Annotated in this window: 23 protein-coding genes; 8 read left to right on the forward strand and 15 right to left on the reverse strand. The window is 45.6% G+C overall.

The features are described from left to right. Positions 1 to 11 precede the first annotated feature (11 nt). Entirely contained in the window at positions 12 to 734 is a 723-nt protein-coding gene (locus tag DKW60_RS18300; RefSeq protein WP_245929735.1) for an arylesterase, read from the forward strand. Here DKW60_RS18300 and lipB read toward each other — a convergent pair. The 7 genes from lipB to ppa all read right to left on the reverse strand — a co-directional run bounded on the left by lipB (position 697) and on the right by ppa (position 7,258). Continuing rightward, complete coding sequence (lipB, locus tag DKW60_RS18305; protein ID WP_109839111.1) at positions 697 to 1,326, reverse strand: lipoyl(octanoyl) transferase LipB; 630 nt, start codon at positions 1,324 to 1,326, stop codon at positions 697 to 699. The genes DKW60_RS18300 and lipB overlap by 38 nt on opposite strands. Next, a complete protein-coding gene (locus DKW60_RS18310) occupies positions 1,314 to 1,583 on the reverse strand; it encodes a YbeD family protein (protein ID WP_109839112.1) in 270 nt (89 codons plus the stop codon). The genes lipB and DKW60_RS18310 overlap by 13 nt, the downstream gene beginning before the upstream one ends. A 3-nt stretch (positions 1,584 to 1,586) precedes the next feature. Next, a complete protein-coding gene (locus tag DKW60_RS18315) occupies positions 1,587 to 2,729 on the reverse strand; it encodes a D-alanyl-D-alanine carboxypeptidase family protein (protein ID WP_109839113.1) in 1,143 nt (380 codons plus the stop codon). A gap of 192 nt (positions 2,730 to 2,921) precedes the next feature. Further along, on the reverse strand, positions 2,922 to 3,434 hold the full coding sequence (locus DKW60_RS18320) for an SPOR domain-containing protein (protein WP_109839114.1): 513 nt from the start codon (positions 3,432 to 3,434) through the stop codon (positions 2,922 to 2,924). Between the two features lie 124 nt (positions 3,435 to 3,558). Further along, positions 3,559 to 4,674 (reverse strand): rod shape-determining protein RodA, encoded by a 1,116-nt coding sequence (gene rodA, locus DKW60_RS18325; RefSeq protein WP_109839115.1) that lies wholly within the window; start codon positions 4,672 to 4,674, stop codon positions 3,559 to 3,561. 18 nt (positions 4,675 to 4,692) lie between these two features. Continuing rightward, positions 4,693 to 6,618 carry a penicillin-binding protein 2 gene (gene mrdA / locus DKW60_RS18330; protein WP_109839116.1) on the reverse strand — a complete coding sequence of 642 codons (1,926 nt, stop codon included), beginning with the start codon at positions 6,616 to 6,618 and terminating at the stop codon, positions 4,693 to 4,695. 112 nt (positions 6,619 to 6,730) lie between these two features. Continuing rightward, complete coding sequence (gene ppa, locus DKW60_RS18335; protein ID WP_109839117.1) at positions 6,731 to 7,258, reverse strand: inorganic diphosphatase; 528 nt, start codon at positions 7,256 to 7,258, stop codon at positions 6,731 to 6,733. A 295-nt stretch (positions 7,259 to 7,553) separates the two neighbouring features. On the opposite strand from ppa, the gene DKW60_RS18340 reads away from it, so the two are divergent. Then, entirely contained in the window at positions 7,554 to 8,090 is a 537-nt protein-coding gene (locus tag DKW60_RS18340) for a DUF2058 family protein (protein ID WP_109839118.1), read from the forward strand. A 116-nt stretch (positions 8,091 to 8,206) separates the two neighbouring features. Then, positions 8,207 to 8,599, forward strand: coding sequence for a large-conductance mechanosensitive channel protein MscL (gene mscL, locus DKW60_RS18345; protein WP_109839119.1), 393 nt, complete (start codon positions 8,207 to 8,209; stop codon positions 8,597 to 8,599). Between the two features lie 71 nt (positions 8,600 to 8,670). Here mscL and gmk read toward each other — a convergent pair whose 3' ends face one another. From gmk to DKW60_RS18360, 3 genes are all read right to left on the reverse strand, one after another. Beyond that, positions 8,671 to 9,291: a guanylate kinase gene (gene gmk / locus DKW60_RS18350; protein WP_109839120.1), complete on the reverse strand. Its 621-nt coding sequence runs from the start codon at positions 9,289 to 9,291 to the stop codon at positions 8,671 to 8,673. A gap of 96 nt (positions 9,292 to 9,387) precedes the next feature. After that, positions 9,388 to 9,930, reverse strand: a complete 543-nt coding sequence (locus tag DKW60_RS18355) for a pseudouridine synthase (RefSeq protein WP_109839121.1) — start codon at positions 9,928 to 9,930, stop codon at positions 9,388 to 9,390. 2 nt (positions 9,931 to 9,932) lie between these two features. Next, positions 9,933 to 10,304: an SPOR domain-containing protein gene (locus DKW60_RS18360; RefSeq protein ID WP_109839122.1), complete on the reverse strand. Its 372-nt coding sequence runs from the start codon at positions 10,302 to 10,304 to the stop codon at positions 9,933 to 9,935. 586 nt (positions 10,305 to 10,890) lie between these two features. Here DKW60_RS18360 and DKW60_RS18365 point away from each other — a divergent pair. Further along, on the forward strand, positions 10,891 to 12,228 hold the full coding sequence (locus DKW60_RS18365) for a tetratricopeptide repeat protein (RefSeq protein ID WP_146203521.1): 1,338 nt from the start codon (positions 10,891 to 10,893) through the stop codon (positions 12,226 to 12,228). Continuing rightward, positions 12,228 to 13,784: a tetratricopeptide repeat protein gene (locus tag DKW60_RS18370; RefSeq protein WP_109839124.1), complete on the forward strand. Its 1,557-nt coding sequence runs from the start codon at positions 12,228 to 12,230 to the stop codon at positions 13,782 to 13,784. Before DKW60_RS18365 ends, DKW60_RS18370 begins: the two co-directional genes overlap by 1 nt. Positions 13,785 to 13,790: 6 nt before the next feature. On the opposite strand, the gene DKW60_RS23790 is transcribed toward DKW60_RS18370, so the two are convergent. From DKW60_RS23790 to msrP, 3 genes are read right to left on the reverse strand one after another with little or no spacing between them, the layout of a single operon-like run. Then, complete coding sequence (locus DKW60_RS23790; protein WP_181389781.1) at positions 13,791 to 15,122, reverse strand: hypothetical protein; 1,332 nt, start codon at positions 15,120 to 15,122, stop codon at positions 13,791 to 13,793. 55 nt (positions 15,123 to 15,177) lie between these two features. Next, entirely contained in the window at positions 15,178 to 15,786 is a 609-nt protein-coding gene (locus tag DKW60_RS18380) for a protein-methionine-sulfoxide reductase heme-binding subunit MsrQ (RefSeq protein WP_109839125.1), read from the reverse strand. Between the two features lie 10 nt (positions 15,787 to 15,796). Continuing rightward, positions 15,797 to 16,723 carry a protein-methionine-sulfoxide reductase catalytic subunit MsrP gene (gene msrP, locus DKW60_RS18385; RefSeq protein WP_109839126.1) on the reverse strand — a complete coding sequence of 309 codons (927 nt, stop codon included), beginning with the start codon at positions 16,721 to 16,723 and terminating at the stop codon, positions 15,797 to 15,799. 129 nt (positions 16,724 to 16,852) lie between these two features. On the opposite strand from msrP, the gene DKW60_RS24735 reads away from it, so the two are divergent. After that, a complete protein-coding gene (locus DKW60_RS24735; protein WP_109839127.1) occupies positions 16,853 to 17,140 on the forward strand; it encodes a YkgJ family cysteine cluster protein in 288 nt (95 codons plus the stop codon). Here DKW60_RS24735 and lspA read toward each other — a convergent pair. Together lspA and ileS are read right to left on the reverse strand one after the other, a co-directional pair. Next, entirely contained in the window at positions 17,137 to 17,637 is a 501-nt protein-coding gene (gene lspA, locus DKW60_RS18395; protein ID WP_109839128.1) for a signal peptidase II, read from the reverse strand. The two genes, DKW60_RS24735 and lspA, sit on opposite strands and share 4 nt — an antisense overlap. After that, a complete protein-coding gene (gene ileS / locus DKW60_RS18400) occupies positions 17,630 to 20,401 on the reverse strand; it encodes an isoleucine--tRNA ligase (RefSeq protein WP_219988829.1) in 2,772 nt (923 codons plus the stop codon). The genes lspA and ileS overlap by 8 nt, the downstream gene beginning before the upstream one ends. A gap of 353 nt (positions 20,402 to 20,754) precedes the next feature. Here ileS and DKW60_RS18405 point away from each other — a divergent pair, with 353 nt between their 5' ends. Further along, the gene (locus tag DKW60_RS18405) at positions 20,755 to 21,219 is read left to right on the forward strand and encodes an Ig-like domain-containing protein (protein WP_109839129.1); all 465 of its coding nucleotides are present in this window, start codon (positions 20,755 to 20,757) and stop codon (positions 21,217 to 21,219) included. Between the two features lie 212 nt (positions 21,220 to 21,431). Next, complete coding sequence (locus DKW60_RS18410; protein WP_109839130.1) at positions 21,432 to 23,228, forward strand: Ig-like domain-containing protein; 1,797 nt, start codon at positions 21,432 to 21,434, stop codon at positions 23,226 to 23,228. Positions 23,229 to 23,236 lie beyond the last annotated feature (8 nt).

Below are 23,236 nucleotides of genomic sequence, written 5' to 3' on the forward strand. Positions count from 1 at the left end.
TAGGACTTTTTATGAGAATAATGCAAGCAGTATACGCTTACCTTTCTATCGTTGCAGTGGCTCTATTATTAAATTCTGGTGAGGTTTACGCAGAGCAAACTAAAGTGGAATCAGGAGCTGAAAAACCAACCGTATTGGTGTGGGGTGATAGCCTCAGTGCAGCCTACGGGATTCCTGTCGAGAAGGGCTGGGTAAGCTTATTACAGGCTAAATATAAGGATCAGGTTGATGTGGTTAATGGCAGCATTAGCGGGGAAACCACGCAGGGTGGATTGAGTCGCTTACCTGATGCGCTTGAACTGCATAAGCCCCGGTTATTAGTGTTGGAATTGGGTGCTAACGACGGTCTGCGAGGGCTAAAGCCTGATGTAATGAAAGAAAATTTGCAGGCTATGATTGATCTGGCTAAGGAGGCGTCGGCTCAGGTTGCCTTGATTGGAATCCGGATTCCGTTGAACTATGGCTTTGTTTATACACAGAAGTTTGAGCAGGTGTATGTGGATATCGCTGAAGCGAATGATTTGCCATTCTTGCCGTTTTTATTGGAAGGCGTCGCTTTGGATTTTGATTTGATGCAGGCGGATGGTTTGCATCCAACGGCAGAGGCACAGCCAAAGGTGTTTGAGCATGTTTTAACTGTACTGGAGCCGGTAATGGCAGACTTGGTCGACGAAGAGTCAGAGAAAGAAGAAGCAGTTACGCTTGTTCCGGCAGGCGCTGCTGCAGAAGGTTAGTCAGCTGATCAGCGATCTCATTGAGTGTTTTGTTAATACCGAGGTCGCTGCATTGAACGATTTCCAGTCCCTTATAGCCGCAAGGGTTAATGCGGTTAAATGGGCTGAGGTCCATATCGATATTCAAACTTAAGCCGTGTGTGGTGCAGCCGCGCGACACACGTAGGCCCAGAGCCGCAATTTTCTTGCCGTCTACATAAACACCGGGTGCGTCTGGGTCACTATTTGCTTTGATATCATAGTCTGCCAGCAGATCGACGATGGTGTCTTCGATAAAGGTGACCAGCTTACGGATGCCTAATTTACGTCGGTGTAGGTTTAGCAGCAGGTAAATGACTAGCTGACCGGGGCCGTGATAGGTGACTTGGCCTCCCCGGTCAATATTCACCACAGGGATATTACCGGCATTCAGAATATGTTCCGGCTTTCCGTTGGTACCCAAGGTAAACACAGGGGGATGTTCAAGCACCCAAATTTCATCAGGTGTTTCGGCTTCACGGCTGCGGGTGAACTCCTGCATGGCTTGCCACGTGGTTTCGTAGTCACTTAAGCCAAGCTGCCGAACAATAATTTGACTGTTTATAGCGCCCACAAAACATGTTCGTTATCAAAAAGATCCTGATAGATCTTGTCCAAATGCGGCTTGCTTTCTGCATAGACAGTCACGCTCAGACTCGTATAAGTTCCGTTCTTACTTTCACGCGCAACAATGCGGGTGACGTCAAATTTCGGGTCATGACGGTGACCAATTTCAACCACGTTTTGATGAAAGTCGGAATCAGTTTTTCCCATTGCTTTGATCATAAAATCGCATGGGAAATCGATTAATGATTCTTGTTCTTCGCTCATATATTACTCCACAAATAACTTTTTGATACTGTCAGTAATATTGGTCCAGGTACCACCAGTATCAACACTGTCCATGGCAACCAGTGGTTTTTGTAGCACAACACGATCCACATCTTTAATAATCGCCATACCGACAACGTCTCCACGCTTCACCGGTGCATCGATGGATTTATTAATTTCCATTAAGCCTTTGAGTTGGGCGTAGTGTCCTTTGGGGATTGTAACGTAGAAATCTTCAAGTATACCGGTAGGGACTGTCGGTGAATTTCCTTTCCACACTCGTGCCTCGGTCAGCACAGAGTTTTTATCGTAGAGTTTATGTGTTTCGTAGAAGCGGAAACCGTATTCCAGTAGTTGTTGACTGTAGTTGCTGCGCTTTTTGTCAGACTCGGTGCCCAGTACCACAGAAATCAGGCGCATGGTGCCGCGTTGTGCCGAAGCGAGCAGGCAATAGCCAGCACTCTCTGTATGACCGGTTTTAACCCCATCGACAGTCTCGTCGTGCCATAACAATTTATTGCGATTGTACTGTTTGATTCCGTTGTAGCTGTATTCTTTCTCAGCGTACAGCTTGTAGTGTTCAGGGTACTCGGTGATGACTGCGCGGGTTAGGGTGACGATATCACGTGCGCTCATGTAATGACGAGGGTTTGGCCAACCAGTCACATTGACAAAATTAGTATTGGTCATGCCTAGACGTACAGCTTCTTCATTCATCTTTCGAACAAAGTTTTCTTCGCTACCTGAGGTGTGCTCTGCGAGTGCAATGGCTGAATCATTGCCAGACTGAACAATCAGGCCGCTAATCATTCTTTCCAGGGGGACTTTTTTACCCGCCTCAAGGAACATGCGGGAGCCTTCCATTTTCCAGGCTTTTTCACTGACCAGCACGCGATCTTCGATACTGATGTTGCCTTTTTCCAGCTCTTGGTACAGCACATAAGCTGTCATCAGTTTGGTAATACTGGCAGGTTCTATTCGTTTATCCGGGTCTTTCGCTGCGAGCTCGGTGCCACTTAAAAAGTCGACAAGTAAATACTGTGCAGCGTCAAGCTTGGGTAGCTCCGGCACATTACTGGCGGCATGAGACGTGGGTAGCAGGCCTAAGAATAGGCAAAAAATTAACGGAATTATTCGGACAAACATACTTGTTTAGGGCCTCGACGATCGGGTTAAGGTTAGCTCCTGCTATATTTTTTACGCAGATGTTTTTAATTATAAACTGCGTGTCCAAACCTTACAGCCTATGAACCCTTATTTCCAGCGTTTTCGAGGTCTATAAGGCCTGTGCGCAGTGACTATTTTTGCATCATGCTCACAGGCCGCCCAGCTGTCAAATTAACTTTCGACAACCTTAAATTGTGACAGGCCATCGCTGACCAGACTGTCTTTTACTTTGTCGATCTGCTCTTGTCGTTTAAATGGGCCAAGGCGAACCATGTGTAGGCTCTTGCCTGTTTTAGTGGCACGAGATTCCATGGTTGCGTTTGGTAGGCCGATTGATGAGAGTCTGACAAACATATCCATCGCCTGCTCAGAGTCAGGGTAGGTACCGACAACCACATAATAGTTTTTGTTACTGCTTAATGCTTGTTGCTGCTGTTGTCGTTGTTGGGTTGCTTGTTGGATTTGCTGAGTTCGCTGAACGTCGGCAGGGAGTGCCAGACTAGGCGGAACCACTAAATCAGCGGTTTCACCGTCAGAGTAAGAGTCATCACTTTGGCTACCCAGTTTCGTGACACTTTGGATGGACTGACTGACTTGACTAAGTGGGTTGATATCTGCGATTTGGCTACAACCAGTAAGTACACCAACTGCCAGACACAGTGTGAGAGTGTTTCGAATTATCATTATTATTTTCCCCTGATCTCAGGATTTATTATTATCATTATGACGCCAAGCCCAGGCGACTACTTTTTATACTAGCATAAGTCTATTAGAGGTTTCGAGCTTCTGGATTATCGGGGTTTTGGTCTTATGAATCGTCATAGCCTATTTTACGCTTCTTTAGCCCCATTAATAAGCCAAATGCGGCCATTAATGTAACCATCGATGTACCACCGTAACTGATGAGCGGTAGGGGAACGCCGACAACCGGAAGTATGCCACTCACCATTCCCGTGTTAACGAGTAGGTAGATGAATAAGGTCATACTTAGACTGCCACCCAGTAAGCGAGAGAAGGTGTCTCCGCCACAGCTTGCAAGATAGAGTCCTCGCCAAATAATAAAGATGTAGATGCCAAGGAGTATCAGGTTACCCAGTAATCCAAACTCTTCACCAAAAATAGCAAAGATAAAGTCAGTATGGCGCTCCGGAAGAAAGTCTAAACGAGATTGGTCCCCATTAAGCCAACCTTTGCCGTAGACACCACCTGTGCCAATAGCAATGGTTGATTGTGTGATCTGGTAGCCTGTACCTAGCTTGTCACTGCCAGGGTCTAGTAATGTCATGACGCGCTGACGTTGGTAATCTTCCATCCCAAAAAAGAACAGTAGCGGGGCCGCAGCAGCGAGTGCAATAAATATGGTGATTAACCATTTCCATGCGATTCCTGCAAAGTAGATCACAAAGAAGCCCGCACTACCCACCAGTAGAGCGGTTCCTAAATCAGGTTGCTTGGCAATCAGTAGCATCGGCACCAGCACCAGACAGGCCGCAATTAGGTTGTGCCTGAATTTAGTGGGCAGTGTTTTGTTGGAGAAATAACTGGCTACCATCATCGGCACAGCTAGTTTCATCACTTCAGAGGGCTGAAAGCGGAACGCACCGATTTCTAACCAGCGTTGCGCACCACCTCCCATTGAGCCTTGAAAAATAACCAGGATTAGCAGGATGATTCCACCGCAATATACCCAGAGCGACCACTGACTCAGAATATGACTGGGAAATTGAGCTGCGATCAGCATGACAATTGAGGCAATGGCCAGATGGATGAAGTGTCGCTCCATCATCGCCGCATTTTCACCGCTTGCACTGTGCAGCGTGATGCCCCCGAGTGTCAGCAATATAACTAGTGCAATTAGTAGCACCAAGTCTATTTTTGAGACAATCGCCCAAGCGGGTCTTAATATGCCGAGTGAATTGTCCATAGTTATGTGCGCTCCTGTTTAGGCATTATTATTTTTCTTATTTGGTTTTTGCCCAACCTTCTTTTCGTCGGTGTCATCTTCTTTGTTTGCTTCGATTGGCTCTTCTTTAGGAAGTAAATAAGCATCCAGCAACTTTCTGGCAAGCGGGGCTGCAACGGCACTACCACCACCGCCATTTTCAACAATCACTGAAATGGCAATGGTTGGATTTTCCAGCGGTGCAAACGCTACAAACAGAGAGTGATCATGCAAGCGTTTAGCTAATTTAGACGCGTTGTAAGTTTTGTTTTGTGCAATACCAAATACTTGCGCCGTACCTGTTTTTCCGGCAAAACGATATTTTGCTCCCTCGCCCGAGCGTCGTGCGGTTCCCATTGGTCCATGCACGGTATTAACCATGCCTTGGATAACGGCATCCCAATGCGCTTTGTCTGCGATGACGCTGGGAAGTGGCTGTGGGTTTACCTCTTTCTCCGGTAGATTTCTGGAGATTCTTATCGCCTTCAATACATGTGGCATCATACGTTTGCCACGCATGGCAATGATCGCAGTGGAATGCGCCAGCTGAAGGGGAGAGGCTGTCCAGTAGCCTTGGCCAATACCAATATTTACAGTATCGCCCGGATACCAGCTGGTTTTATGACGCCGCTCTTTCCACGCAGGCGTCGGCATGAGTCCGGAGCGTTCATGAGGCAGGTCAATTCCTGTTTTACTGCCGAATCCAAATTGATTCATCGCTTTAGAGTATTTCTCTACGCCCATCCGATAAGCCAGATCATAAAAATAGACATCACAGGATTGATAAATGGCGCGGTTAAGCGAGATGTGGCCATGACCGGTTTTCTTCCAGCAACGGTAGCGATGCTTTGTGCCCGGAATTTGGAAAAAACCACGTCCAAACACAGACCGTTTTTGGGTCACGACGTCTTCGTTTAATCCAACAAGAGCAGCTGCGGGTTTAATGGTTGAGCCAGGTGGATAAGCGCCCTGAAGTGCACGGTTGAATAGTGGACGGTCGGGATTGTCCCGCAGGGCGTTATAGTTTTTATAAGAGATGCCGTTTACGAATAGGTTGGAGTCAAACATTGGTACGCTGACCATTGCCAGCACCTCACCGTTACGTGGGTCCATTGCGACGATTGCACCACGTTGACCTTGTAACAGATTCTCAGCCTTTGTCTGAAGTTCTAAATCGATACTTAGGAATAGATCTTCGCCCGAGATTGGTGATTCTTCTGCTAAGGTGCGTTGAGGCTCACTGTGTGCATCCATCTCGACTTTCTTAAAGCCTGCCTTGCCATGAAGTCGGGATTCGTAAAACCTCTCGATGCCGGTTTTGCCCACGTGGGTGGAGCCCTTGTATTCATTTTTGCCCAAACGCTCCAGATCACGGGTATCAATGCGTCCGACATAACCTATTACATGCGAGGCTACCGAACCAAAGGGGTAAACGCGTTCTGTCCTGATATTGACAGCAAAGCCGGGAAATCTGAATCGGTTCACCGAGAAGATGGCAATCTCTTCTTCTGTTAATGCAGAGCGCAGTATGACTGGTTGGAAGCGTGAGTTGAGACGGAGTTGTTGCTTGAATTTATTGATGTCTTTTGGCGTGATCGAGATCATTTCCTGCAGTGTGGCAATGTCCTCGTCCATGTTCTTTGCTTTGTCGCGCGTAACTTCTAGTACATATTCAATTTTGTTGTCCGCTAAGACGATACCGTTTCTGTCGTATATCTGGCCACGAACCGGCGGTGTTGGAATGCGTTTTTGATAGTTTTCCTGAGATAACTCAGTCAGGTGCTCATGGTTAGTAATCTGAAGATAAAACAGTCGAACACCGATGACAGAGAGTAATAGTGCAACAACTAAGGCAGCAACGATAGCCCGTGAACGAAACAGTAAGTGTTCCTGTTTTTCATCTTTTAGAATTTTTTTTTCAGACATTGCGATGCGGTATTTTTAGGATTCAGATACAAAAACGGACTGTACTAAATTAGCACAGTCCGTTTAGGATTGTTATTACTATTAGGCAATGCCTAACAGTACAACTTATGTCTTACTTGTTATAAGCGTCAACACTTTCCTGAATGGCTTTACGCGCTTCAGCCGCGTCAGCCCAATCGTCAATCTTCACCCATTTTCCTTTCTCTAGCTGCTTGTAGTGCTCGAAGAAGTGTTCGATTTGCTCAAGCAAAAGCTTTGGAAGGTCTGTGTAGTTTTCAACATCGTTATACTCGGTCGAAAGCTTACCAGCAGGAACTGCAACGATTTTTACATCACCGCCACCTTCATCAGACATGTTTAATACGCCAACAGGACGAGCTGGGATTACACAGCCGTGAACCAATGGCTCTGGTGTAACAACAAGTACGTCAATAGGATCGCCATCATCAGCAAGTGTGTGAGGAACGAAACCGTAGTTTGCAGGGTAAAACATTGGAGCAGTCATAAAACGGTCGACCATTAGTGCGCCGCTGTCTTTGTCTACTTCGTATTTTACTGGTGAAGCATTAGCAGGGATCTCGATAATAACATTTACGTTATTAGGGACGTCCTTGCCTACTGATAAATTATCAATATTCATTGTGTAATCCTAGAAGGGTTGTTACAAATTTTTGGGGCATTATAGCGGTAGAGCATGATAAATCCTATGCTTATTCAGGGAATGATGCATGATTTTGGGGCGAAATGAGAAAACTAATAATCTTTATTATAAGCTTGATTGCATTAAATCCGGACGATACTAAAACTTATTACGATTTGATTTGTTTTTATGTGACAAGGCCAGCTGTAGGCGATATCATCGCGCTGAGTATTCTGGGTTGTTATGTAGCTGCTGGATACTGATTGATTAATTTTAAAAAGAGTTATATCTAAAAATGAGTTCCTTACGCGATCAGTTGCTCAAGGCTGGTCTGGTCACAGAAGAGCAAGTTAAAAAAGCTGAGACTAAACCAAAGCCATCGGGTAAACCGAGAAAAAATAATAAAAACAAATCAAAACCTCAAACTGGTCAGACGCAATCAGCAGCTAAAGCAAAGAAACGAGAGTTGACCGATTTAGAGCGCTTTTATAAAGAGCGTGATAGCACTGAGAAGGCAGAGAAAGAAGAGCAGGATCGGCAGCGTAAAGAGGCCGCCAGAGTCCGTAAGCAAAATCGTGCAAAGATTGGCGCACTAATCCGCAATAATATGCAAAATGATGAAGCGGCTGAGTTGCGTTATAACTTTGTAGTAGGGAGTTCGGTGAAATACTTATTCGTGACCGAGGCCCAACAGGAACTACTTTCAGCGGGCAAACTTGCCATTGCTTTTCTGGGGGAAAAGCGTTGTCTGATTGCGCCTGAAGTAGCTGACCAGATTCTTGAGATAGAACCATCAAGAATTATCATTCGCTTTGAACCGGATTCTGAGTAGTCCCAACTAAGCGTCGTTCGTAAAAAACCCAAGGACTTGTTAGATGTTTTCGTTCCATTCCGGGGTGAGGCCATTGCTCGTTCCACCAATTATATAAATAAAGGAAATAACTAGAAATGGGAATGATCTCAGAGTTTAAAGAATTCGCAATGAAAGGTAATCTAATCGATATGGCGGCCGGTATTATTATCGGTGCGGCAATTGGTAAGGTTGTGTCATCACTGGTAGCAGATGTCATCATGCCGCCAATTGGTGTACTGATGGGCGGAGTCGACTTTACAGATCTGGCTTACACGATTCAGGAGGCAGCAGGTGATGTTCCGGCTGTTGTCATTAAGTATGGTGCATTTGCACAAACACTCATTGATTTCCTAATCGTTGCGTTTGCTATTTTCATCATCATCAAAATTATGAATAAAGCACAGCGTAAGAAAGAAGAAGAGCCTGAAGAAACTGGTCCATCTCAGGAAGAGCTTTTGATAGAGATTCGTGACTTGCTGAAAAAGTAAATAAAAAGGCACGGGCTTCACTGTGAAGTCCGTTCTCATTATTTCTCAGTGTATGTAATGAGGCCTGAGACTCAAGTCTGATTCAATAATGCACTAAAAAAAGCTGGGTTACGTAGCTGTACTTTATCCAGATTTGTTCGTTGGCTTTTAAATACACTGCGTAAATTGTCTAAAGCAATATCAAAGTCATCATTAATAATGACATGGTCATAGTCCACAAAGTGAGTGACGTCCTCTTTTGCCTGTGCCACACGACGACTAATGACCTCATCACTATCCTGATTTCGTTTCTGTAGTCGTTTCTCCAGTTCTTCTACCGAAGGGGGAAGGATAAAAATACTACGCACTGATGGTTCAAGCTGACGAATCTGTTGTGCGCCTTGCCAATCGATTTCTAAGATAACATCAACACCTGCTTCTAACCGCTGATAAATGCTGGCTCGGGATGTTCCATAATAATTGCCGAAGACATTGGCGTGCTCAAGAAACAGGCCATCTGTAATGCCAAGCTCGAACTCATCTGCCGTAACAAAATGATAGTGTTTGCCGTCCACTTCGCCTTCACGCATGTCGCGTGTGGTATGTGAAACAGAGACTTCCAGGCCTTCTACACTAGTAAGTAGTTCAGTAATTAAGCTTGTTTTACCTGCCCCTGAAGGTGCAGAGATAATATATAGGGTTCCGATAGCCATAGGAGTTCCGGTCGATTAATCAGTATGGCGCAGAAGTATAGCGCGATGTTAGGTAAAAAACTTATCGTCTGGATTAATTTGCCCGCAGTTATTTACTTAAACGGTTTCGCTTCGCCATTCGCCATTTTTAAGCCCGTCAAATGTCCATGAACCAATACGGTAGCGAATTAATCGCAACGTAGGCATGCCTACCGCGGCAGTCATGCGACGTACTTGTCGGTTTTTTCCTTCGCGAATGGTGAGTTCAATCCAGTGATCGGGCACTGTCTTTCTGACTCTCACTGGCGGCGTGCGATCCCAAAGCTCGGGGACAGGTTCTAACAAGCGTGCTTTTGCAGGCTTGGTTAAGCCATCTTTGAGTAACACGCCATCACGCAACTGCTGTAATGCTTGTTCATTGGGTTCGCCTTCCACTTGTACCCAGTAGCATTTAGACATTTTCTTGGCTGGGTTAGCGATTCGGTGCTGTAGCTTACCGTCATCGGTCAGCAGTATTAACCCCTCACTGTCTTTATCAAGGCGGCCGGCCGGATAGCAGCCAGGTGACTGAATATAATCCGCCAGTGTCTTGATGCCTGGTTCTGCAGTGAATTGCGATAACACACCGTAGGGTTTATTAAATAGAATCAGCTTGGACATAGTTACAATGAGGTTTTCAGAATGGCATCATTTAAAAAATCATATTCAGGATAGGTGTTAACAACTTTGGTTTTTGCTTTTTTCGCTTGATCACGAGTTGGGAAAGGGCCAACCTGAACCTGATAATAAGTTTGATTAGCTTGTTTGGGGTTGTTTACAAATACAAATGCCGGATAGCCCTGAAGTTGTAATGTGTTTTTCATCCCTTCAGCTTTGGTCGCATTAGTACTGGAAAAGAACTGAATGAAGTGTGTTTGCGTTGGTTTTGAGGGGGTATAAGGAGAGCTGCCAGGTTTGAGCGGTGCGCGGTAGGCTTGGAGTGCACTGGTCGCGACAATAAGTGAAAGTATTACGAGCGTTTTACTGTAGTTCATAGGGGTGTACCTCGTCTTGGCACTGTTTTAAGTGCTTGCTGTTGGGCTTCTTTGGCCCACTCTTTTTAAATAGTATTTGAAATACCAAAAAAGGCCGGACAATATTAGGTATATGCCCGGCCCTAAATCAGGCGCATCAGTTTTCTACTCAAGTTGACCTAGTTTGAACATCAGCGCCAATCCCCGAGATTACATCTCGAGGGTGATAATAGTCTCATGTTAAGCTTACAGTAAGTTAGGTATGTATTTTACTAGTAATATGGACAGAAATATTTTACGAATTAGATGCTTATGCTTATAAAACACACATGTCAGGTTTGTACAATTGCAAAGCCGTGAAGTAGTATGTCGCTCATAAACTTAGGGCTTGAGAGATATTAAAGATTTTGTTCCATGTTTGGCCGGTTTTCTATCTACCAATGCTTCGTAACGGACAGCGATAGCTGAATACATATTAATGACATTAAGCAGTTACGAACTAACAAAAGAGATTGACTATTTATTTGCTTCTCACTTTTTTTGTAATAAGCCTCAGATGAGGCGATTGTTGTCATATTTGGTTCGTCACTGTGAGGATGATAGTGAAGTGGCGTTCGATCAAAGAGCGATTGCCATAGAGTGTCTGGGGAGGAGTGATGACTTTGACCCTGCCGAAAATCCTGTTGTCAGAATTGAGATAGGACGTCTGCGTCGTATCTTAAATCGATTCTATGAAGAGGAGGTTTCACGAAGCATCCGTATTAGCATCCCCCTTGGTCAATATCGCCCGGTCATCGAAGAACAATTTATAGATTCAGATCGGGGCTACTTACCCGAGCTTGCGGCAAACGATGCAAAGCCAGAGTGTTTATCACTTTTAGTACAGTTTGCTACGCAGGGTGAGGAAAGTGCAGCACTTTATTTGCTTCGTCACCAAATGAGAATTGGTCTGACGATAGATATCGGTAAAATACATGGTGTAAGACTACTGGTCGCATTGCCTAATGAGGAAGGTAAGGTAGGAGATTCAATTGACTTTGTAATGCGTGTTGTTGTGTCGGCGACAGGCAATGGTTTTCAGGTTAGCTCCAGTATTTTGCAAGGGGATGCAGAGCAGGTACTGTTTGAGCATAGTGAAGCCTTGGCCGTTGATTATGATCATCAGGTAATCGGCCGGCTCTTACATCATTGGGTATCTGATTACTTTGATCCGCAAGTCGGTCAGCTCTGGTCGTTATGGCTTGAGTTAAGACGGGGGAGTGATTCAGGGGAAAATATCCCGCTGCATGCTATGTTTCAATATCACCAGTTTCAGGCTCAGGCTAATAAGCAAAACTTTGAAAAGGCGATGTTCACAGTGGCTGATGCCGTTAAAAGACATCCTGGTGACCGACTTCTGGGCTTTGCTTTAGCGGACCTTTACTACAGAGAAATGATTCATGGTTTTGACGTTTCTCAGGAGCCACTAAGAGATGGTATTCGCCATGTGCGAGAAGCGCTTCGCTTCGATCCCGGGAATGCAAGTTTGCACACTTTACTGGCCTCTATGACATTCTTTTCTAAAGAGTACGATATCGCCAGAATGGAGCTTGAAGCGATTAAGGACTGTGATGATACTGGTTACTCGTTTTCATTTCAGCGGGCAGTGCTCCAATGTCTGATGGGGGAGTGGCAGGCTGGCATTAAGCGCATCGCTTTGATTGTTGATCAGTTTGGGCGATTTCCGGCGATTTACCCTGCGCTGGAATACATTTACGTTTTATTGGTAAATGATCAGTCTGCAATTGATAGATGCAGGGAAAAGGTTCGGCAACATCATTGTGAATCAGTTGTTCATCAATGCCTTCATTTTATGGAGTTCTCACGCTTTAAATCAGATATTGCTATGGTAGCCGTTGATAAAGAGGCTTTCTCAGCGCGTGTCAGACAGCACCTGGAGCAGTGATGGAGCTTGATGAACAGGTAGCCACTACCGAAGCCCTGATTCTGAGCAGTCACTTGTTTCGGTCAAAGCCCCAAATGCAGCGGTTACTGAAGTATTTGGTTAAGCATACTTATCTCAATGACAGTGCTGGCCTGCAGCAGCGATCTATTGCTGTTAATTGCTTGGGTCGCGATGAGTCATTTGATTCTAGCAAGGACCCCATTGTTCGCATCGAAGCCGCACGTTTACGCAAGTTGCTAGATAGTTTCTATGAGCAAGATAACTTCATTCCACCTCCATATCGAATTAGTTTGCCCAAAGGCTCATATCAGCTGAGCTTTTCCCGTAGCTTGGAAAACAAGCTTAGCAAAGGGTTGGGGCTGTTACTGGTTTGTCAGAGTCCTCTTATCGCAACCGAGAAGGCGATGCAGTTAATGCTGCGTGTCAGGCGTGATTTGTCGATTAAGCTAGCCGACTTCAGGCACATGGATCTGACGGTGGATTTTTCGGCGGAGGGACAAGTGGCCGAACGAGGTGCAATTCATTTTTTGGCAGAGGAGCAGCATGACTATGTATTACGGATTGAGGTGGTTGAAAACTCTAGAGATGGCGTTTATTTACTAAGTAGCGTGGCTATTCACCGTGTCACTCAGGAGATTCTCTGGAGTCAGTCCTCTGTGTTACCGGAGTCTTACCAAGTCACTGATCTGGAGTTGTTTTATAAGCGCTTGATAAGTCCGTTGATCGCAGATGCTTATGGGTTGTTGGGTAAACATTGGTCGCAATCGTACCTAAAGAAAGGTGTTGAGTTTATACCGGATCATCAGGCTGCCTATGTTTACTATATCTCGATATGCAATGAACCAACTTTAGATGGGGCACGTCAGTATCTTGATTTCCTGGAAGGTAGGTTGGAGCGTTTCCCTGCAGATTATGTGGCTAAAGCGGGTTATATCTCACTAGGGTTCTTCGATTTTTTCCTCAACTATAATCTAATTCAGGACACTTACGAAATACGCCTCCGGCATTGTTATGAGTTAGCAAAGTATTACCCGAATGATGCTGGAGTCGCGTTGTTAACAGGGTTTTGCTATTTTCTTCTGGATGACTATGTTCAGGCGAAGCGTTATCTGGATACGGCTAAAAAATTAAACAGAGAAAATACGCTGTGGGATTTCATTGGAGGAAGTGTGCTGTACTTCATGGGAGAGACAGAGCAGGGTATCAAGCAAATCCGACAGTTGAGAAAGTATAACCCTTCACCGCCGGGTTATTATTTTATACCCGAATTTTTTTATTATCTGGAAAGAGGCGATACTGAAAATGCCTTTATCAAAGGGTCTCGGGTGTCGGTCGCAGACAGTCTGGAACACCTAATCAAAACGCTGACCTATTTTGAAGTCGGTGCTAAGTCTCAAGCACTGGATGAATTGAAGCGATTAGATCAAGTGGTTGATGAGACAGGAAGTTGGCCGGAGTGTAAGGTACTTGCTAACTTTCCTGAACTTGTCACTAAAATTAATCGAACACTCAAGCACCTGAGAAGACTGGAAATCAACTCAGGTACCGGTGCTTAATATTGTCTAGATTACAAACGGATGGCGATATGTATTACACCGCACTGTCCAGCCGCGCAGCCAACGAGCTTCATTTCGCTTAGGATCTGAGTTTCTGACTCGACGAGTGAGTACATCGATGGCAGAGTCGGCAAAGTTATTCAACGCCATCTGCCCCGGTTGGCTTGGTCTCATGTTTTCAAGAACCTGCAGTAAGCCCCAGTTTTGACCACGGTAGCCACCCTTACGATTTAAGCCTTCACCTTTAAAGTTTACATAATCGATTAAGGCGTACCAGCCACCGCGTGTGTTCGCCACAGCATTCAGGTTTTGAGCAACATGTGCCTGCAGATGTCTTGGGGTTGCTTTGACTAAACGAGGCATTGCTCGTTTTGCCCGATCGAAGATATAGCTAGCTTGTATATATCGGGTTTGGTACAGCAGGTTTTGGAGCTCTTGAACCTGAGCGCTTCGCTTGGCCCGGTTTAACTCACCTTTAGTTCTCCAGGGTGCGCCAGTATAACGAGCTTTTTGCACCCAGACAGGCAGCCTCACGCCATTAGATTGTAGGTGGTCGAGTAACCCCGGGAAGGTATTACCATAACGATTTCGGCGTCCTGCCGGGTACCAAGTGAAATGACCAATACCCATAGATGCGAAGTTCTCACCCACGTTCCAGTGCACTAGTTTGTCTATATCACCTCCACTTTCATTTCTGAAAATCTTATCACCAATCGCTCTGATCTCACTATCAGAAAGACTGGCAATACCACTACCTTGAGTTGGTTGGCGAGGTTGCTGCATCATCTGGCGGTTTTGTTGCAGCATGGCGTACTGTTGAGCCATTTGCTGTTGCTGTTGGGCTTTTTGCTGTGCCGCGAGCTGCGCTTGCATCTGACGTTGTTGCGCGATTCTTTGTTGCTGGGCTTTTTGCTGTGCAATCTGTCGTTGTGCTGCCAGTTGATTTGCTTTGTCGCGGGCTTGTTGCTGTTGCCAAACATTGCGCGCATGAGCCTGTGCTGCTTGAGTAGCGCGCTCATTAGCTTGCTGTTGAGCTAGTTGTCTTTGTTGGTTCTGCCAATTACGGTTATAGGCTAGTCTTTTTTGTTCTTGCTGTGCCTGAAGCGCCTTTTGTTTTGCAGCCCATTGTTGTTGGTAGTAATTCTGTTGTTGAGTACGTGAATTATTTTGAACAGCTTTGCTGGAGGCTACATTTTGAGGTGTTGTGTAGTTCGAATTGCTCTGTACTTTTGCAGCAGTATTGACCTTCATTGATGATGCTTTGCGTGAGTTATTGCTGCACGCAGTCAGTCCAAAAATTACAATAAGTGAGACGCTAATCAGGGCGGTATTATTCATGTGATATTGCCGTTTTGTTGTTATTGTTATTAGCGCTGATAAACTTTCTGAAACCCTAAGCCCCGGACTTTTCTCCCCGTTTGAATCGCCACAACCGCTCCGTTAACAAAATAAATGTCAGGAGGGCGTAAATGAGCGGTTCTGTAGTGTCAGCTTTTACCAGCCACCAAAAGTGTACCACGCCGAATATGACTGCAGGATAAACGAGCATGTGAAGCACTTTCCAGCGCCTTCCCAGTTGTCTCATTTTGTTGCGGGTAGACGTGATGGCAAGCGGGATAAGAAACAAAAACGCAGTCATACCAAACAAGATAAACGGGCGATCCCAGACGTCTGAATAAACACTGGATAGGTTAAATCCTTGTTCAAACCACAGATAACACAGTAGGTGTAGTGAGGCATAATAAAACGTAAACAGCCCCATCATCCGTCGCAGCTGAACCAGTTGAATCCAGTTTAAGAGTCGCCTTAGTGGGGATAGCAGTAGTGTTAACAGTAATATTCTGAGTGCCCAATCCCCGAGAGTATGAAGAATATATTCAATTGGGTTTGCCCCTAGGGTGTTTAACCATAGACCTGCGATTAGCCATATCGTAGGAGCAAGCAGTAATAGAAACAGTATTGGCTTGAGGATGTTATTAAAAGTGGTCGCCTTAAGCTGCATTATAATAAGCTCAGAAGTATCGTTTCAGGTCCATGCCAGCGTATAGCTCAGCGACTTCCTCAGCATAACCGTTAAACATCAAGGTGTCTCGTTTCATAAACTCACCAATCCGGCGCTCTTTACTTTGGCTCCAGCGGGGGTGGGGTACTTCGGGGTTTACATTGGAGTAAAAGCCATATTCTTCCGGACTAAATTGTTGCCAGGAATTGAACGGTTGGGTCTCGGTAAAGCTAATGCGCGCGATGCTTTTGATGCTTTTGAAGCCGTACTTCCAGGGAATCACTAAGCGAAGTGGTGCGCCATTCTGGTTCAGGAGATCCTTTCCATACAATCCGGTCGACAGGATTGTCAGTGGATGCATGGCTTCATCCATCCTAAGCCCTTCAACATATGGCCATTCCAACATGTCGCTTCTTTGGCCACGCATCGCATCCGGATCATAGACCGTTTCAAAACGCACATACTTCGCATTACTGTTAGGTTGTACGCGTTTGATCAGGTCGGCAAGTGTGAATCCCATCCATGGAATAACCATGGACCAGCCTTCAACACAGCGTAAACGGTAGATTCGCTCTTCGATGGTGACTGGTTTTAGCAGATCTTCCAGTGCGTAGGTGCCCGGCTTGTCACATTCCCCATCAATGTCTACTGTCCACGGCGTTGTTTGCAGCTCGTGCGCGTATTCTGATGGGTCAGTCTTCTTGGTGCCGAATTCATAGAAGTTGCAATAGCTGGTGATATCTTTGAACGAGGTTGGCTTTTCGTCGGTGGAAAAAGATTTCTTAGTGGATTGGCTAAATAATGGTTGGATTGCCATGCCTGTTGTGGCGATAATTCCCAAACCAGCTGCCGTTTTCATGAACTGACGCCTGTTCTTATAGATATTGTAGTCAGTAATGTCGTTTTCTGTAATGTCGGGCTTCTTAAAGAGTGGCATTTGTTTCTCCCGAGTATAGTAGAACCGGCGTCTGATAGTGACGTCCCCCCAGTAAGCAGACTATACTGTGATGTTAATTTACTCAGGCTTAAGTAGTTCTGATTATTATTCTTAAACTAGAGTTATTCTATGTCTTCTAAATTCGTTAGAACCATAACCTCAATCCTTCCTGTACATAAAAACCGTACAGGCAGTTGTAGTGGTTGTGGTGCTTGTTGCAAGCTGCCAGTGCGTTGCGTGTTTCTGACAACTGATAATGATGGCTTGTTCCGTTGTTCTATTTATAAATACCGACCACCTAACTGTCGAAAGTTTCCCCGAACACCTTCGCAGCTAAAGTTGGTTGAAGGTGAATGCACCTACACATTCACCTCAATCAGTCCGGATAGGATAGGAAAAGCCATCCCGCGGGGTTAGTTTGTGGTGCTAGCTTCTTCTTTTTCCGGGAAGAAGCTGATCACGACTAATAATATAGCACCTATAGTAATCGCTATATCCGCAATATTAAATATTGCAAAGTGGCCGTTATTCAGGAAAAAGAGATCAAAATTGACGTAAAAATCAATAAAATCAGTCACTCTTCCGCTTAACAGACGATCAATGCCGTTACCAAAGGCGCCGCCGAGGACTAAAGATAAGGCGATAGCAGTCCAGCGTTCACTGCGGTCTAGCTTCTTCAGCCAATAAAGGATATAGACACTAACGGCAAAGGAAAGCACAACGAAAAACCAGCGTTGCCACCCCCCCTGATCACCTAAGAAGCTAAAAGCGGCACCATAGTTGTAGGCTAGTGTCATGTTGAGGTGAGGTATAACAGCATTTGGCACCCCCTCCTCAAGATTGGCGACGGCCATCCATTTGCTGAGTTGATCCAGAATAACTATAACGATGGATACCCATACCCACTTAAGCATAATGGCGAACCTCGCCATCACCGCTTACGTTGCTGACACAACGACCGCATAACTCGGGGTGGTTGCTGTCAACGCCAACGTCGGGTTGATGGTGCCAGCAGCGCGTGCATTTATCATCGCTGGATGCTTCCGAATGAATCCATGTTGATGCCAGCTCTGCAACGGGGGTAGTTCCTTCAGGTGCGGTATCCGCTTCTATGATGGTTGCGCCTGAAGTAATCAGTACAAAGCGAAGCTCAGTGCCCAGTTTTTTGATGGTAGCTAAGGTTTCGCCACTGCTATAAACAGTAACGCTGGCATCCAACGAGGAGCCAATCAATTTTTCGCTACGCAAGGTTTCCAGCTGCTTACTGACGGCTTCGCGTACCTTAAAGATAGTCGCCCACTCATCGTTGTTGAGTAGATCATTATGACTCATGGCAAACAGTTTATCAGACCAAACACTAAACTGCGCGTAGGGTAGTGCTTTATCGTCAGCATCCTTCGGCATCTCTTTCCAGATCTCCTCCGCCGTGAACGTGAGGATTGGCGTCATCCAACGTACCAGTGCGTGAAGGATTAAATAAGCTGCGGACTGTGCTGAACGGCGAGCGGTTGAGTCTGCTTGCATGGTGTACTGGCGGTCCTTAGTGATGTCCAGGAACAAACTACCCATTTCAATGGAACAGAAGTGGAGCATTTCCTGGTAAACCAAATGAAACTGCATGTCTGCATAGGCTTTGGTGATACGCGTCTGTACGTCATTTGCCTTGGCAACCGCCCAGCGGTCAAGTGGCAACATATCATCTGCGGCTAACAAGTCTGTCTCTGGATTGAAATCATTCAGATTTGATAGCAAGTAACGCGATGTATTGCGGATGCGTCGGTAAGCATCAGCCGTTCGGTTAATGATTTCATTAGAAACAGTAATTTCACGGCTGTAATCAGAAGAGGATACCCACAAGCGCAGGATGTCCGCTCCAAGCTTGTTGATTACATTTTGTGGTGCAATGGTGTTACCGATCGACTTGGACATTTTCTTGCCCTTCGCATCCACCGTAAAGCCATGTGTTAACACATTTTTGTATGGTGGTGTTTCGTTCATTGCCATCGAAGTCAATAATGATGACTGGAACCATCCACGGTGTTGGTCTGACCCTTCCAGATACATATCCGCGGGGAAAGATAACTCCACACGGGTGCGCAATACTGATTCATGCGTAGTGCCTGAGTCAAACCAAACATCCAGAGTGTCCATGGCTTTGACATAGTCATCTGCATCATCACCAATCAGTTCTTTTGCATCAACACTGTGCCAGTACTCGATGCCTTCTTTTTCCATACCCAGAGCAACCTTCTCCATAATCTCTAAGGTGTCAGGGTGAAGTTCTTGAGTGTCTTTATGTGTAAACAAAGAAATTGGCACACCCCAGAAACGCTGACGGGAAATACACCAGTCGGGACGGGTTTCGATCATATTGTAGATTCGGTCAATCCCCCAGGCAGGAATCCACTCTACTTCTTTGATCGCTTTGAGGGTTGCCTGACGCAGACCTTGCTTTTCCATGCTGATAAACCACTGAGGCGTAGCACGGAAAATGATCGGTGTCTTATGACGCCAGCAATGTGGGTAACTGTGACGGATTTTCTGGGTATTGAGTAGTTGCCCGTTATCAGTTAACAACTCGATGATAGCTTTGTTTGCCTGATAAACATCGAGTCCTGCAAAGAGCGGCGTGTCTGGCAGGAATTTACCGTCATTTCCAACCGGATTGTAGACCTCGATACCGTACTTTTGGCCGACGATATAGTCGTCTGTACCGTGAGCGGGTGCGGTATGAACAGCACCTGTGCCACCTTCTGTCGTCACGTGATCACCACAAATGATGGGTAATTCACGTTCATAGAAAGGGTGCTGCAGCAGAACATTCTCCAGATCTTTACCAGTACATTCTCCAACAACTTCGGTGTTCTCCAGCTCATAACGCTCAAGCGCACTTTGCTGTAAGGTAGGTTCAAGAATCAGGTAGCCACGCTCAGTCTTCACCAGATTGTAAGTGAAATCAGGGTGTACCGTGACTGCCACACTGGCAGGCAGTGTCCATGGGGTCGTTGTCCAGATTACGGCAGAGATCTCATCCGGCGTCTCGATGCCAAACGTTGCGGCTACTGCTGCGGTATCAATCACGCGATACTTAACGTCAACCGTTGGTGAGGTCTTATCTTCATACTCCACCTCAGCCTCAGCCAATGATGAGCCACAATCTAAGCACCAATTAACTGGTTTCTCTCCTTTAAGAAGATGCCCTTTTTTGATGATTTTAGCGAGAGAGCGAACGATGTTGGCTTCAGTATGAAAGTTCATCGTTAGGTATGGGTTTTCCCAGTCACCTAAAACGCCCATACGTTTGAAGTCTTCACGCTGCCCATCGATCTGGCCTTGTGCGAATTCACGGCATAGTTGGCGGAATTTTTTAGCATCAACGTTGACACCTACTTTTCCAACTTTCTGCTCCACTTTCTGTTCAATAGGTAAACCATGACAATCCCAGCCAGGAACATAGGCTGCATCAAAGCCCGCCAGGTTCTTGCTTTTGGTAATCATGTCTTTCAGGATTTTATTCACCGCATGACCAATGTGCAGGTCACCGTTAGCATAAGGAGGGCCATCGTGCAGAACGTATTTAGGGCGTCCGGCAGCATGTGCCCGCATTGCTTGGTAGAGACCATCGTCTGCCCAGCCTTTAAGCATATCGGGCTCACGCTTCGCCAGATTGCCGCGCATCGGAAAATCCGTGCTAGGTAGGTTTAGCGTCGCTTTATAGTCGATTGTATTGTCTGTCACCGTGTTTTACCTGAATGAGCTTTTTATGAACGGTGGAGAATATCAAGTTTTTCATTAAAAACCGATAGCTATTGCATCATTGGGGTAGTACGAGGCGATTTTTTTCGCAATTACTTGTTAATGGTCGTTTTTTTTGGATAGAAGGGCTAATTGCTGTGTGTCATCAGGGGGTAGACATTGTCAGAATATAGGTAGAGAAATGGATGTCAGGACGATATTCAAACTCATAGAGACTAGATCTTTAATAATTAACAAGACTAGTGAGAAATAATCAAAATAAAAAGGAATTTGTTATGTCTATTTCGCAATATAAAAAAGCAATGTTCATGACTACACTCATGTCAGCGACGTTTGTATTTAATGTGGCTTGCGTACGTGCTGCCAGTTCGACCAGTAACGCAAATCACGTTGAAACCATGTCATCGCAGCCAAAGCCAATCGCTGGGAGAAATCGTCGTCGTAGTGATGTTCACCAGCCTTCTATGTCTTATCCCAGAGCAAAAACAGACTATCTGAATGTGTCGATTGGCACTAGTAAGCTTCGTATAAATGTATTGGCTAATGATAGTGGCCTGAACCTGCGGTTAAGTGGTGTGAATAATCGTTCGGCCAAAGGAGGGAGGGTGTATGTCAAAAATAATAAAATCTTATATATCCCACCAAAAGGTTACGAGGGACGCGATAGTTTTTGGTACACAGTTATCGACCGGAGTGGACGACGTCATTCAGCTAAAGTCATAGTCTGTATTTGCTCGTAAGGATGAACGTATGAAATGAACGGTAGTGATATGGTGATGATCCGATATGCGTAGTGTAAAAAGCCGATAAGTGGAAGTAATCGATCGTCGGTCAGTTGAGATAATAGGACTATTAGTGCGTGTAACTAATAATCGTGGTCCCGACAAAGGATCGTCAGGATATTAACCAATGGTGGGTGTCTGGCTCACCAGGTTGTAATAGGAAAAACAATATGACCTCCCCAATAAGAATCAAGTCACACTCCCGCTTCAAACGTCCTCTTATCGCATGCTCGTTGATGGTGCTTTCTGCTCAGGCCACTGCTGCTCCAACAGCGAACCCTGATGCTTACTCGGTCGCTCCCGGCCAGAGTATCACCATTACGCCATTAGATAACGATTTAGGTAATGGGTTGTTTATCGAAGCGGTAGATCAGCCAGCTCCTTTTGGTACGGGTACAACGACTTTTACTTCTAACTCAATCACTTACACCGCACCAGCTGGTTTTACCAGTACGGAATTCTGGTACGGTATTAAAGACGCTAACGGCGACATCACCAGTGCGCCCATCACCGTCACAGCTGCTGGTTCACTTGAGGTGCCTCAGGCATATGCTGATTCTGCAAGTACCACAAAAGGTCAGCCAGTAACTGTAGATGTTCTCGCAAATGATACCGGTACAGGTCTTTTCATCGAAGTGGTTGATCAGCCCGCACCATATGGTACCGGTTCTTCTGCCATTGTGAACAATAAAGTTGTTTACACGCCGCCTGCAGGCTTTGTTGGTACGACTAGTTTTTACTACGGTATCAAAAATGCTGATGGTCTAATTACCAGTGCTGAGCTTACGATTACCGTCTCTGAGCCAACCGTATCATCACCATGGCCAACTGCTGGCCAGGACAGAGCAAGCACAAGTCCGGGTGAGTTCATTGTTATTGATCCATTATGGAACGATACCGGAGATGATTTACGGGTAACAGACGTTAATGCAATAACGACTCAAGGTAGCTCAGTAAAAATCCAGAACAATAAACTAACGTATACGCCTGCTAGCTGGGCTAAGGGCGAGGATGAGTTCTGGTATGTTATCACTGACAGTCAGGGCCGTACTAATGCAGCGCGCGTTATTGTCACGGTTGCACATGCTGTTGATATCGGAGCGTGGCCTACTGCGGGGGCTGATAATTATGATATCGTCAAAAACTCAAGCGATAATGTACTGAATATTTTCAGTAACGATACTGGTTCAGGTCTTGAGTTTGAGAAGTTATATGACTGGACTCAAAAAGGTGGAAGAACCTACGATAATGGTGGCTCAGTAAGATATACGCCTCCTGCTGGTTTCACCGGTGTTGATGAGTTCTGGTATGCCATGAAGGATGTTCATGGTCGTACCAACGCTGCAAAAGTTACTTTGAATGTTACAGCACCTACCAGCGGCCCAAATAATGAGCCAGATGCAGTTGAAGATGCTTTGTCTGCCTTTATCAATGGCTCTGAAATGACATTGGATATTGTTTCAAATGATACTGATCCTGATGGCGATAGCTTGACAGTGATTGATGTACAGACCGCCCGCTACGGTTCGGTTCGTCTGACTGCAGGTGGCGTTGTTCGTTATACACCACCAAGTACGCCTCAAAGTGATGCTTTCGAATACACCATTTCCGATGGAAATGGTGGAACTGCTTCTGCGGTTGCAACGATTAGTGTGACAGACCCTGATGATGATAATGATAGTTTTCCATCCATTACGGGTGAAGCGATTACAGTATCTCCGGGTGAAACGGTCGTAATCAGAGTGCTTGAGAATGACTTTGATGCCGATGGTGACACGTTGGTATTGGATCAGGTCACCAGTGGCTCACAAGGTTCAACGACGAAAGTTGCCGACAATAACGGTGTTCTGACGTGGGTAGAATACACTGCCTTGCCTGATGCTTCTGGCACGGATGAGTTCTACTATGGTGTCCATGATGGTCGTGGTAAGAATGGTTCTGGTAAGGTGTCAATTACCTTCCGTTAATCACTCGA

It is taken from the genome of Leucothrix pacifica, assembly GCF_003172875.1.
In the GTDB taxonomy this organism is placed as follows: Bacteria; Pseudomonadota; Gammaproteobacteria; order Thiotrichales; family Thiotrichaceae; genus Leucothrix; species Leucothrix pacifica.

Excerpts from the sequence above, each read along its gene's own strand:
- DKW60_RS18300 (WP_245929735.1), top strand. The coding sequence starts at position 12 with ATGAGAATAATGCAAGCAGTATACGCTTACCTTTCTATCGTTGCAGTG.
- DKW60_RS18310 (WP_109839112.1), bottom strand. The coding sequence starts at position 1,583 with ATGAGCGAAGAACAAGAATCATTAATCGATTTCCCATGCGATTTTATG.
- DKW60_RS18315 (WP_109839113.1), bottom strand. The coding sequence starts at position 2,729 with ATGTTTGTCCGAATAATTCCGTTAATTTTTTGCCTATTCTTAGGCCTG.
- DKW60_RS18320 (WP_109839114.1), bottom strand. The coding sequence starts at position 3,434 with ATGATAATTCGAAACACTCTCACACTGTGTCTGGCAGTTGGTGTACTT.
- rodA (WP_109839115.1), bottom strand. The coding sequence starts at position 4,674 with ATGGACAATTCACTCGGCATATTAAGACCCGCTTGGGCGATTGTCTCA.
- mrdA (WP_109839116.1), bottom strand. The coding sequence starts at position 6,618 with ATGTCTGAAAAAAAAATTCTAAAAGATGAAAAACAGGAACACTTACTG.
- ppa (WP_109839117.1), bottom strand. The coding sequence starts at position 7,258 with ATGAATATTGATAATTTATCAGTAGGCAAGGACGTCCCTAATAACGTA.
- DKW60_RS18340 (WP_109839118.1), top strand. The coding sequence starts at position 7,554 with ATGAGTTCCTTACGCGATCAGTTGCTCAAGGCTGGTCTGGTCACAGAA.
- mscL (WP_109839119.1), top strand. The coding sequence starts at position 8,207 with ATGGGAATGATCTCAGAGTTTAAAGAATTCGCAATGAAAGGTAATCTA.
- gmk (WP_109839120.1), bottom strand. The coding sequence starts at position 9,291 with ATGGCTATCGGAACCCTATATATTATCTCTGCACCTTCAGGGGCAGGT.
- DKW60_RS18355 (WP_109839121.1), bottom strand. The coding sequence starts at position 9,930 with ATGTCCAAGCTGATTCTATTTAATAAACCCTACGGTGTGTTATCGCAA.
- DKW60_RS18360 (WP_109839122.1), bottom strand. The coding sequence starts at position 10,304 with ATGAACTACAGTAAAACGCTCGTAATACTTTCACTTATTGTCGCGACC.
- DKW60_RS18370 (WP_109839124.1), top strand. The coding sequence starts at position 12,228 with ATGGAGCTTGATGAACAGGTAGCCACTACCGAAGCCCTGATTCTGAGC.
- DKW60_RS23790 (WP_181389781.1), bottom strand. The coding sequence starts at position 15,122 with ATGAATAATACCGCCCTGATTAGCGTCTCACTTATTGTAATTTTTGGA.
- DKW60_RS18380 (WP_109839125.1), bottom strand. The coding sequence starts at position 15,786 with ATGCAGCTTAAGGCGACCACTTTTAATAACATCCTCAAGCCAATACTG.
- msrP (WP_109839126.1), bottom strand. The coding sequence starts at position 16,723 with ATGCCACTCTTTAAGAAGCCCGACATTACAGAAAACGACATTACTGAC.
- DKW60_RS24735 (WP_109839127.1), top strand. The coding sequence starts at position 16,853 with ATGTCTTCTAAATTCGTTAGAACCATAACCTCAATCCTTCCTGTACAT.
- lspA (WP_109839128.1), bottom strand. The coding sequence starts at position 17,637 with ATGCTTAAGTGGGTATGGGTATCCATCGTTATAGTTATTCTGGATCAA.
- ileS (WP_219988829.1), bottom strand. The coding sequence starts at position 20,401 with ATGCGCGGCAATCTGGCGAAGCGTGAGCCCGATATGCTTAAAGGCTGG.
- DKW60_RS18405 (WP_109839129.1), top strand. The coding sequence starts at position 20,755 with ATGTCTATTTCGCAATATAAAAAAGCAATGTTCATGACTACACTCATG.
- DKW60_RS18410 (WP_109839130.1), top strand. The coding sequence starts at position 21,432 with ATGACCTCCCCAATAAGAATCAAGTCACACTCCCGCTTCAAACGTCCT.